The 11,812-nt window shown below is 41.0% G+C and carries 9 protein-coding genes; 3 read left to right on the top strand and 6 right to left on the bottom strand.

The window, feature by feature from the left end:
- Positions 1–10: 10 nt before the first annotated feature.
- From KCG35_RS12425 to KCG35_RS12445, 5 genes are read right to left on the bottom strand one after another with little or no spacing between them, the layout of a single operon-like run.
- Complete coding sequence (locus KCG35_RS12425; protein ID WP_215820021.1) at positions 11–3,646, bottom strand: pilus assembly protein; 3,636 nt, start codon at positions 3,644–3,646, stop codon at positions 11–13.
- 29 nt (positions 3,647–3,675) lie between these two features.
- On the bottom strand, positions 3,676–4,308 hold the full coding sequence (locus KCG35_RS12430; RefSeq protein WP_215820022.1) for a pilus assembly PilX family protein: 633 nt from the start codon (positions 4,306–4,308) through the stop codon (positions 3,676–3,678).
- A 6-nt stretch (positions 4,309–4,314) separates the two neighbouring features.
- Entirely contained in the window at positions 4,315–5,313 is a 999-nt protein-coding gene (locus KCG35_RS12435) for a PilW family protein (RefSeq protein WP_215820052.1), read from the bottom strand.
- Positions 5,310–5,816, bottom strand: a complete 507-nt coding sequence (gene pilV / locus KCG35_RS12440; RefSeq protein ID WP_215820023.1) for a type IV pilus modification protein PilV — start codon at positions 5,814–5,816, stop codon at positions 5,310–5,312. The genes KCG35_RS12435 and pilV overlap by 4 nt, the downstream gene beginning before the upstream one ends.
- Positions 5,813–6,292, bottom strand: coding sequence for a GspH/FimT family pseudopilin (locus tag KCG35_RS12445; RefSeq protein WP_215820053.1), 480 nt, complete (start codon positions 6,290–6,292; stop codon positions 5,813–5,815). The genes pilV and KCG35_RS12445 overlap by 4 nt, the downstream gene beginning before the upstream one ends.
- Before the next feature lie 390 nt (positions 6,293–6,682).
- Between KCG35_RS12445 and KCG35_RS12450 the strand changes: the two genes are divergently transcribed.
- Together KCG35_RS12450 and KCG35_RS12455 are read left to right on the top strand one after the other, a co-directional pair.
- Positions 6,683–8,059 (top strand): phospholipase effector Tle1 domain-containing protein, encoded by a 1,377-nt coding sequence (locus KCG35_RS12450; protein WP_215820024.1) that lies wholly within the window; start codon positions 6,683–6,685, stop codon positions 8,057–8,059.
- 333 nt (positions 8,060–8,392) lie between these two features.
- Positions 8,393–9,028 (top strand): TetR/AcrR family transcriptional regulator, encoded by a 636-nt coding sequence (locus KCG35_RS12455; protein WP_215820025.1) that lies wholly within the window; start codon positions 8,393–8,395, stop codon positions 9,026–9,028.
- Positions 9,029–9,172: 144 nt separating this feature from the next.
- Here the strand turns inward: KCG35_RS12455 and KCG35_RS12460 are convergent, their stop codons facing one another.
- The gene (locus tag KCG35_RS12460; protein ID WP_215820026.1) at positions 9,173–11,086 is read right to left on the bottom strand and encodes an ATP-binding cassette domain-containing protein; all 1,914 of its coding nucleotides are present in this window, start codon (positions 11,084–11,086) and stop codon (positions 9,173–9,175) included.
- 163 nt (positions 11,087–11,249) lie between these two features.
- Here KCG35_RS12460 and KCG35_RS12465 point away from each other — a divergent pair, with 163 nt between their 5' ends.
- On the top strand, positions 11,250–11,753 hold the full coding sequence (locus KCG35_RS12465) for a TIGR02444 family protein (protein ID WP_215820027.1): 504 nt from the start codon (positions 11,250–11,252) through the stop codon (positions 11,751–11,753).
- Positions 11,754–11,812 lie beyond the last annotated feature (59 nt).

Here is an 11,812-nt window from a genome sequence, read left to right on the forward strand (position 1 = left end):
TCAATCACCTTTACTCTAGAAAGATTTGTCGCCACGATAAACGACCGGTGGCAGAGTCGCTGGTATCCGTTTTAATGATTTCTATGGATTTATCGCTTAATTGAGTTACTAAGAAATCACCAATGAAGGAAGAGTCTGATGGTGTCGCACCTTCAAACCGTGTACCTGATACCACGGTGTCGGTAACTGGCACATTATCTTCTGAGTCAAATGAACCATCACTATTAATATCAAAAATAGGCGTGAGGCGTCCGACGCCACCACTGACTGGACTTATGGCTATCTGAAAGCCACCAGGTCCCGAGGTGCAATATAAATTAGTGCTTGGAATAACTGTGTTGGTAAATAATATTCCATCTCTGATCAGTAATTGACGAACTGGACGTTCTCCAGGAAATTCGATATCTGTAGTGCTGCCTGCGGTTAACACATCAAAGTCAATATACCAGCCCATGACGCGTTTTCCGGTTTCCTTATAAGTCACGAGATTATCTGTGAGCGTGCGAACTACTGTCCCTTCGACCGTGCCTGCAATATTGGTAAATGTTTGCTCTACTAAGTCACTACGAGGAACAGGGTAGGTGGAGCTAGAGTCAAGGGTATCCCAAATACCATAAAGGCTTTGTATTGTTGTAGAAGAAACATCAGAATTTAGAAACCAGCTACCTGTCCCTACAATCACAATTAAACCTGTGCCATTAGGATTACGAACAGCGATGGGTTGACCGATTAAGGGTTGAATGGTGCTGTCACTGTAGGTTGCCGTAAAAAGAATCTGTTGACTCGCGCTATCGCTCCAATCTGTTGTTGCTGTTGATGTTAAGTCAAAACGGTAAAGATTGCCCTGAATATCACCCACATAGATGTAATCAACCGTTCCATTGGAATCGAGATCAATGGCACGAGGAATGCCTAAACCATTGGATGTAGTACCATCACTACTTTCTACTTTACCTTTGCCTGTGGATATCTTGATATAGTCTGTTCCAGCAGTCCATACGCCATCCAACCCGCCATCGAGAAAGACAACATAGAGTGCCGCGTCACCCTCTGTACTGGTACTGTTATAGCCGTTCCCAAAAATAGCTGCCCAGCGTTTTTCTCCACTGCCATATTCCGTATTGGTCATAGCGATGATGGGGCGGCTGAATGATAAGCCGAGGTCACTGTCATCTGCATTGGTAAATTCCCACATCACTTGACTTACAGCAGATGTTTCTGTGCCGAAGTTACTTGGGTCGGTAATATTTAAGGCAAAGTAACCTTTACCACCTGCGCCCAGCGCACCGACCAGTACAGATGCCCAGGCTGGTGTTCCTCCATCGGTGACAGCAGTATAAGTGTCATTAACACTGACCTTTTCATCAACGTACATTTGATGAACATAATTAGGGTTGGTTAATTCACCTAATTTATCAAATAGAATATCTGGAATGTAGGCAAAAACTTCTTCGCCGGTATTTGCATTCAGGCCGTGGAGCATACCGTCATTAGCACCTACATAAACCATCTCAGTGCGTGTGGTTTTACCTTCAGCAAATTCAGAATATAAATTACCCGTCGTTGTTGGATACGGATCAGAGTCTCGGCGGATAAAACTAGGGGGGCCTACAAAGGTTGGTGTTGAATGAATGATATCGCCAAGTCGTCCTGATGATGAAAGCCGCTCCCGGAATTGACCAGTATCGAAGTCTCCACCTTCAAGTGCTTGACTTCCACGTATGTAACTGACTCTTTCATCACCAATCACACTATCGCCATCACCATAACCACTGGGTAAAGAAGTTGGAGCAGGAGATTCTAGAGCTGTTTTCTGGGCAGTGGTTAGGCCACTGTCATAATTAAAGGCAACACCTGTTGCATTGGCTTTATCATAAGTAATGATGACACGCTCATCTACCGCAATTTTTTCATCGAGTTTTGATGCTGCAGACCAGGTAATAAGATCACTGATTGTTCCATCAGTATTAATTTTTTGTGCAACCACATCACCATTATCAAAGCGTGGATTATAAAATGCTCTAAATAAAAGTGTATTTGACTCTATGTTTTGCGTGTTAAAAGCGACTGCACTGGCTGCGCCTGATTCTGCTTGAATCTTTTTGAAAACTTCGCTTAAACCTGTGGCGAGTTTTTCTGGGTTACCTGCACTAAAGTATTCTCCGCGACCGTTGTAAGCTGCATGCAGCAAATCATCAACTATGCCTTCATTGGTATCTGTAGCAGGCCAGGCAAATGGTGTTGTAAAGTCTGATGGCATGCTGGTAACAGACCCTGTTACACCAAACCCTACTGTATAAAGGTTCATCCGTTGGTGCATATTATCACCTTCAGCTACAGTAGAGCGATCAGCATCATTCTTGGTGGCGGGTACATTGTTATCTAGGGTTGTAGAAAGGTCACGCTTATAATAATGCATGGCAACATCCGCGAGGGTGTTTGATGCTGTGTCAGCAAAAGCGCCACCATCAAATGCGTTAGTCGTATTTGCATCGGCATTGCCAACCGATGGCGAGCCACCATTATAAAATCCATCAGTCATTAATAATGCATAGTTTTGTTGACAAGTACCTATAGGTGCCGCTTGTAGGGGACATGTAAAAGAACCATCTGCATCAAAAATATTGCCACTTAAACATTCAAAATATTTACCTACGAGCTCTAGGTTTTGGCGAATAGGTGTACCTAGAGCGGGGACAGGGGAGCCATAAATTTTATCCAACAGTGCTTTTTTATTTCCAGAACTTGAAGATGCATTCATAGAAGCTACTTCAATACTATTACTGTCGTTATTAATGGTGGCAAAACCCACTCGAGCATTGCTCAGCTCATTAATGACAAAGCCTAATGCCCCTTTAGCAACTAAGTCTCTGGAGCGGTAATAACTAAACCAATTGGCAAAGTTTTGCTTGGTCGCTGCGTCAGCATCTTTTATATAGAACTCGGTTTGTTCACCATTATCAAAAAGTCCATTACTATTGCTGTCTGTCCAAGTGTAATAACGAAACCCATCAGGTTGACTGTCCCCATTACGGTCAGAGGTATCACGGTCAGTGCCTCCCGCCCAGTTAGAATTGTGCTGTGTTAAATCTATTCGCTCTGCTGGGTTATAAGGATTATCGGGGGCATTGGTTATATCAATGTTCGTGAAAGGGGTGCCACTACTATCTACACCTGGCCAGGGTTTGTATTCACGGGTAGGATCGAAATACAGGGCATTAAAATCGCTGTTTCTAAAACGCCAGGACTGGTCGTCAGCGGTATTACAGTCGTTTGAGCTATCAGTATAGGTATTGGAGCCGAATTCCACCGCATAGGTATATCCAAAAAAAGTATCACTGTTAAAGTTACAATCAGCAGTGCCATCATCATTGGCATCGCGGTGCTTGACAGGACCCACCCCAGTATTAGTACCATCACGCTGCTGGCCCGTGAATAGACCTCCATTGGTTTGGTCGGTGGTCATTACCTCCCAGTCCATACTGCCAGAGTCATCTAATAAAATGACAATATTGGGTTCTGCGCCAATTGAAATTTCCAATGCATGCTCTGCAATATCAAGTACACCTGCTGACGCATGGTTTGATACGACAGAAGCTATACATAGACTTAACCATTTCATCTTCAAAGTGTGTTTGCTACTCATTGCGACCCTGCCTATAACCAAGAGCGTTTTTAGATCCGTTTAGCAAAAGTGGTTTGCAGAATGACTTGTGATCCTGCTGAGGTACCAACACCATGTGCAGTGATTCGGAATACTTCAGTTGCGCCTGAACCGGTAGATTCACCAACATTCATTAAATTGAGTTCTTCTTCTTCGGAAGTCACAGAGGTAAAGTGTTCAATAATGTATTTAGGTTGATCAGCTAACCCGGCAATTGTGGTGGAAAGTGCGCGAAGTTTGGTAGATGTACTCCAATCAATGGTTTTCCAGGGTGAGTCTTTAGCAGCCGCTAGAGAATACATACCTTCATCACCGTCATTATTAAAGACACTTAGCGTTACCAATGCATCAACTGTTTCCTCGCCTTCTCTTAAAGCCGCTTCAGCAGCTTGAAATGCAGTATTATGGTCTTTTAAATTAGCACTCATTTTTTCATCTAATGAAGTGGTCATCATGGCATTAATGCCAACAATGGAAAGCAGTAATAAAATGACCAGACTGATGACTAAAACAATGCCTTGCTGTTTGCTATAAGCTTTGTGCGTGTGAGAAATACTTTTTTTATTTAGGTTATATTGTGGTTGCATTATAGTTTGATGACGTTTTTTTAAGGGAGTATGAAAAGCCTTTTTAAGTGTGTCCATGGCGTATTAGACTCCACGATTTCTAATTTTAATGGTGGTATTAAATGTCCGGGCAATAAGATTGTTGTCTTGACTGACCTCATCAACAGTATTAACACTTAAGCTGATATTTACCGCGACAACACGATTCATATCCCCCACTTTGCTTGCTGCAACATAACGGTTGGGTACACCTGAATTATCCAGATCTTCTCCATATAAGATAGATAGGTTTTCCACACCGCGAATTAGTTCTTCAGGCGCATCCAGACTTTCTCTTCGCCAGAGAGAGAGCACGGTATTGCCCTGATTATTGGGAAATGCAGAGGGGGCAATATAGTAAACAGCTGTTCTGAATTTATAGACAGAGGCATCTTCATCGTATGTTGATCCATCATTCGTTAATTCTTGTTGTGCATTGCCTGGTGATTCAGATGTGCCTGAGTTATGCACAACATTATATTCGGTATCATCTACAATCGTGGTGATATTGGTAACTTGAAAAATCGTTGCCTTACTGCAGTCACTCACTAAAATGACTTCTCCATCTGCTATAGGGGTTGTGGCTTCTGACTTTAAGTCAGCAGAAGGAAAGGGCATCGCTTGAGTGAGGCTGGCGCCATTATCTTCAACACGCCGAATAACAAGAATATCGGATCCTGTCTGTGGGTTTAAATCTGTTACGTAGCTTTCTGGGGTTGGCTTCCAGGTTGAGCCTGATGCTTCATAGCCTGTCAGCCCCGTACTTAAGTCAAAGATATAACCAGAAGTTGAAGGATTAAGAGTATTTAAATAATTGACATCATTGATGCTGGAAAGACAGCCCATATAGCCTGCCATACGAACATCTTCTGAAATGGTATCAAACGCAAAACGTGCATTATCTTGAAGGGTTGAAAGTCCATTTAGCATACGAAATGTTTGTTGATTACTGTTAAAAATACTGATAATGCCGCCCATTAAAAATAACCCTAACAGCATGGCGATCATTAGCTCAATGACAGTAAAGCCTTGCTGTTTTTTCATAATTGTGTCCTCGTTACAAAGCTAGTAATTACAGGAGAACCTTCTGCGTCGAGACGTTCAGTCCAACGGATAGTGATGGTATATTCAGTGCCACTAACAGTGATATTGCCTTGACCACTGTTTAATAAGCCTGCAGGTTCTCCAGTACAGTTACTGTCGTCGTTATGTCCACCTAAGGAACATTTCCAGGTCGCTAAGTCATATTGAGCTAGTTGAGCATTGTTACAATTACTTGAACTACCTTCACAACTATCTGCTGTTACTGGTGGCGCATCACTAAAGTCGGTAGCATAGCTACCTGTAGGGTTAGCTCTTATGCGATCGATGATACTGGAGCTTAAAAACGTTGCGTAACTGCGATTTAATGAATCATTATTATTTTTTAAACTGACAGCTTGTAATCCCGCCATTCCCAGCAAACCAATGGATAAAATAAAGACAGCAACTAATAACTCAATCATCCCTACGCCACGTTGTGGGGTCGACTTAATTAATATATTCATGGTGTGCATCCAGCTCCTTTTAATAAACTTGTACTCCCTGAACGTAATAGTTGAATTTGGCGACTACCATTCCCAGAGCTATGGCATAAATTTAGTGTGTCACTGGTAGTTGTTATAAAACCTCTGGAGTTAAATGTATAACTGCCATTATTCCCTACACTGTTGAGCGTAGCGTTGTTATCTAAGGCTTCGTATTCTCGAACTAACTCACTATCGGCTACTACAACAATTCGCCAGCCAGGTCCCCATTCATTACTATTATCTGAGTCATCTAATGCTTCCAACCGGACAGCTTGGCCTCGTTTTATGGCTTCACTGCGTGCAATAGCAATACTGCCAACAAAGCTGTTTGAACCTGCGGCAAGTTGGTTTTCAACAATCAGTGATATAAAGCTTGGGTAGGCAATGGTTGTTAAAATAGCGGCAATAGCTAATCCCATCATTACTTCTATGATAGTAAATCCCTTATTTTGCATGGACCTTTGCCCTGTATTTATTATTTATTTTAAAGTTAGACCATATAGATTGTGCTATGGGCAATTCTGACAAAGTCAAATAATGGTTTGATAAGTGGGAAACGTTATAAATAAAGCAATTAAAAAATGCTCATTCAATAATCTATTGTTCTACTTCTTGGCGTTTGTTTTGCATCTTAATATCCTGCCAGGTTTAAATTGAACGAAGTGTAAATTTTTATTAAAAAGCAGCAAAAGAATAATCCTTAAACTATATGTAATAAATAAGACAGATTAATGCAGTGATGGCTGTATCTTGGAACAGTTGTTTATTTTGCTTTCATTGTAATAAGGATTGATGATTTTACCGTATGAACAGGGTCTTCATCATTTCCTGTTAAGGGCAAATTCATGAAAAAGCGTTTGATAATTTTTTGCGATGGTACATGGAATAGTCCTGATCAAGTTGATGAGAGAACTAAACGAATTTGTACCACGAACGTTGTTAAGTTGATGCGAGCTGTACAACCCATCGCATACTCTGGACCAGACTTTTGTCTCCAAACACCACAAATTTCATATTACGATCCTGGTATTGGCACAGAAGGCATATTGGAAAAATATTTGGGGGGAGCGACAGGCTATGGCATTTCAGCCAATATTTTGCAGGCTTATCGTTTTTTAGCAAATAACTATCAGTTGGGGGATGAGATATATTGCTTTGGTTTTAGCCGGGGTGCTTATACGGTTAGAGCATTATGTGGTTTTATGGGGCTTGTTGGCCTCATTTCGCCTAAAGACCTTGATTTATTACCTCGTGCTTATCGTTATTACCGAATGTCACCTGAGAAACGCTATTTATCACCAGAGCATGAGTTTTATTTATCACTGAAAGAAAAAAGCACGGATAATTTTTGTATTCGTTTTCTAGGCGTATGGGATAGCGTAGGCGCTATGGGGGCACCAACACCACTTTTACAAAAACTATCACAACGTTGGGTAGGTTTTTTTGATGTAAAGTTAGGTCACTATATTCAAACAGCTCGACAAGCATTGGCAATTGATGAGCGTCGAGGAGCATTTACACCGGATTTATGGGTAAACACCAGCGCCGAACTTGCACAGTATCAAGATATCCAGCAAGTGTGGTTTTCTGGAGTGCACTCTAGTATCGGTGGTGGTTATGCACAAACTTATTTATCAGACCAAACTTTATTATGGATGATGGGGGAAGCAGGGGATTGTGGTTTACAATTTAATGCTGAATATGTTGCTCAAATTCTAGCGAATACACTTCAAATAGAACAAGAAAGTGATATTGAGCAGATTATTATTCCAAATAACTATTCATTTCCCTATAAAATGATTGACGCCATTAGTCCTCGTCGAGGAGGACGTGCTATTGGTGAGCGCCAGCGAGTAACTAATGATTTTTTGCCAGCCGTTAACGAATCTGTACACCCAAGTGTTGCAGAAGTGATGCGAATAAATGAAAACTATCGTCCAGATAATTTGCTAAAAGCACTTGATGTGGGGGACTTAGAGTATTTATCTCATGAACGTCGCCAGTCTCCCCGTATTTCTTGCTATGAGCCTGCTGAATTGGATGTGGGGCAGGAAAAAACGCAATGCTTAATTGTCAATCAAAGCACAGGTGGTGCTGGTGTTAGCTGCAAACAACCATTACGTATGGGGCAGTTAATTCATCTCAACCAAAAATGGAAAACAATTACTGGACAGGTGGTATGGGCAAAAGATGACTATGTCGGTATTAAGTATGCAGCTTAGTGACTTTACTGCATGACTACTGAGAGGGTAAACATAATTACCTTATTGATGTAGAAAAAATTTTTGCCAGAAAAAAATTGTGTCTAGTAAACGAAATTTCATCAATAGCTGTGTGGTTGATGGGGATTAATCGTGAATCAGTAATATGATTCAACGTCGTTATCATTCCTCAGCGTATCGTCAGTTGTTGTGTGATGTGGCAAATCAACATGTGTCCCTCCATTGCTATCAAGGACGTAGCTGCTTGTTTGGAGCATACGTTGGTCCTTTATAGCGAGAATTCGCTAATACATTTTGTTTAATGTGATCCTTTGATGAAGAGAAGGGGGAGAAATGGGCAGACCCATCGAATTTGACCGCAATGAAGTGTTAGAGCAGGCTTTGCAGTTATTCTGGAATACAGGGTACAGTGCCACGTCTGTTGCTAACTTAGTGGAAGCAACGAAGCTAAAACCAGGTAGTTTATATGCAGCTTTTAAAAGCAAGCGAGGTTTATTTATCGCAACGCTAGATCGGTATGCAGATCGCTGTATTTCTGAATTACAACGCTGTCTTGCTGCTGACCAGTCACCATTAAATACAATTCGGTATTATTTTTCGCAGTTAATACTTAAGATTGTTGAAGATGAAGAAAGTAAAGGATGCTTTCTGATTAATACAATGTTGGAAGTAGCTCCACACGATAATGAAATACATCAACGTGTGATGGATTATTTTAATGATATGGAAGGCCGTTTTGCAGATAAAATTAAGCAATCTCAAACATGTGGTGAGGTAGCCGAGCATCAACCAGCAGATGAGTTGGCGAAATTCTTGATGACAGGGTCATGGGGACTACGCATTATGGGGAGTACCCGCCAACCTGAGTGGCAGTTGCAAAAAATGGCGGATCATATGCTATCGGTATTAACACAATCCGCCGCTAAACCAACTATTCATAATGATAGTCAAGGAATAATGTCAATTTGAGTTGTTAATGAGGTATTAATTATATACACCACTGACCAGGGATGGTTTTCCTCCCAAAATCATTTGTAAAACATCATACTAACACTACTATACCCACAGTGAAGGGGTATATCATTCCCTCCTAGATTTTCGTGTTTATTTCAATTAGCCTGCGTCGTTGAGGGCTTCTTCTAGCGTCTCAAGCTCTGCCATGTTTATCAGTAACTGTTCTTCGGTTTCTTCCTGCTGTTTTTTTATTGTGTGTTGTTCAGTCAGTAGTTGTTTTAACTGTTCCTTTTTATCATCACTGTAGATTTCATTGTCATTTAATTGGTTTGCTATTGTGTCCAGCTTAATTAATAGCTGCTCTAGCGCTAATTCTTGTTGTTTGATTTTTGACGTCAGAGGACGTAGCTGTTGGCGAATTTCGGCTTTTTTGCGCCGTTGGTCTTTTTTGGACTGAGAGGCTTGCGCGGTTTGATTTACTGAGGTTTTATCAGGGGAGGGCTGCTTATCTTGATTTAACCATTGAGCATAATCATCCAGATCGCCTTCATACTCTTTAACTTGATTATTTGCAACGAGTAGCAGTTGATCAACACAATTACGTAATAAATGTCGATCATGAGAAACAACCACTAACGCGCCAGTAAATGCTTGTAATGCAATGGTTAAGGCCTGGCGCATTTCCAAATCTAGATGGTTAGTCGGCTCATCAAGTAGTAATAAATTAGGTTTTTGCCAGGCAATAATCGCTAAAGCCAAACGGGCTTTCTCTCCACCAGAGAAGTGGGTAATTGGGTCAAAGGCTAAATCACCACGAAAGTCAAAGGAGCCCAAAAAATTTCGTATGCTTTGCTCTGATGCATCGGGCGACAATCGTTGTAGGTGCAGTGCTGGGCTGGCATTATTATCTAAATACTCTAATTGGTGTTGCGCAAAATAACCAATTTTTAAATGTTCGCCACAAATTCTTTCACCTTTAGGTGCACTTAGGATTCCTGCCAGGTTTTTGAGTAATGTTGATTTTCCTGCACCGTTTGGTCCTAGTAGTCCAATGGCGTCACCTGGGTGAATATTAAGCTTTACATCTTGCAGAATAGTATGGTCTGAGTACCCTAAGGTGCAGTCTTGAAGCTGTAGCAGGGGATCTGATATTTTTTCTGAAGATGGAAAGGTAAAAGTAAAGGGTGAATCAACGTGAGCTGGCGCTATATTTTCAAGGCGTTCTAAAGCTTTAATTCGGCTCTGAACTTGCTTGGCCTTTGAGGCTTTGGCTCGAAAGCGTGCGATAAAGCTTTCTATATGAGCTCGCTGAGCTTGCTGTTTTTCTAACATTGATTGTTGGTGTGCAAGTTGCTCGCTACGTAATACTTCAAATTGGCTGTAGTTACCTCGGTATGTGTTGAGCCTTTGATGTTCAATATGAATAATTTGATTTACCACATTATCTAGAAAGTCACGATCATGGGAAATTATAATCAGTGTACCCCGATAGCTTTTTAGCCACTGTTCAAGCCAAAGAATAGCGTCAAGATCAAGGTGGTTGGTTGGTTCATCCAGTAACAATAAATCAGAAGGCTTCATGAGGGCTTGGGCCAGGTTGAGACGTATTCGCCAGCCCCCTGAGAAATGAGTAACAGGTAATTGTTCTTGCTCAGTGCTGAAGCCTAAGCCATGAAGTAACTGTGCCGCACGATGATGTGTCGTGTAACCATCAATTTTTTCAAGTTCGCTGTGTAAGTGAGCAATAAGATTATTATTGTGTTGTTCTTCTGCTACGACCAGTTGATGTTGGATTGAGCGTAGGTGCTGGTCTCCATCAATCACATACTCTATGGCTGCTTTCTCAAGCGCTGTTACTTCTTGTGCCATGTGAGCGATACGCAGATTGGGTGTGATTGTAAATTCACCGCTATCTATGGTTAATTGCTGATTAAAAACAGCGAATAATGACGATTTTCCACAACCATTGGCACCTGTAATAGCGACTTTTTGGCCATCATGAATGGTCGTACTTGAATTCGTTAGTAGTATTTTACTTCCACGTTGTAAACTGATGTCATGTAATCGAATCATAAAAACTTAGCTATGTGATGATTGAGTATATTGTCCAGTATACCTGTCATCAAAAAGAATTATAGGCAGTTAATGACAATCAAAGACATTCCACTGATGACTAAGGGAATTATATCGGTAATAGCTTATTTTGAGCGTATTTATACGAGCGGTGTACGTTTATATGTCTGACGCACTGATTAACAATTCATTTTGGTCGTTTGCAGTGGCCTACTATACACCAGAAAAAGAGGAAATTTTGCTGGTACTCCAAGATGATCATGGGCTAGATTGTTGCTGGCTGCTGTTTTGTGTTTGGTTATCCCAAAAAAATAAAGTACTCCCCCTTCCTGAGAATAACCCTGTCTATCAATACATTAAAGGTTGGAATAAGCAAGTAATAGAGCCAATAAGATACTTGAGACAGCGTTTGAAAGAACCTGTAGAAAAACGCGCAATTACCCAAGGCTATAAATTTAGACAGCAGATAAAGCATTTAGAACTATGGGCAGAAAATCGCTATATGTATTGGTTATATTGTAGTGCAGATTTTTACCTGAATACTGCTGATGACAAACAGTTAGTTAGACTTAATACCGATTGTTACATCAACCATTATACTGAGTTAACCTCAATTAATAGGAAGTTAAAAAAACAATTGGAGCAATGGCTTATGTTAGCGCATTAACTCCATTGAGTATGAGGATGCAATGAAAGTTTAAATTAAAGAAGGACTTAGGCCCTTCT

Source organism: Zooshikella harenae, assembly GCF_018837975.1.
GTDB classification, from domain to species: Bacteria; Pseudomonadota; Gammaproteobacteria; order Pseudomonadales; family Zooshikellaceae; genus Zooshikella; species Zooshikella harenae.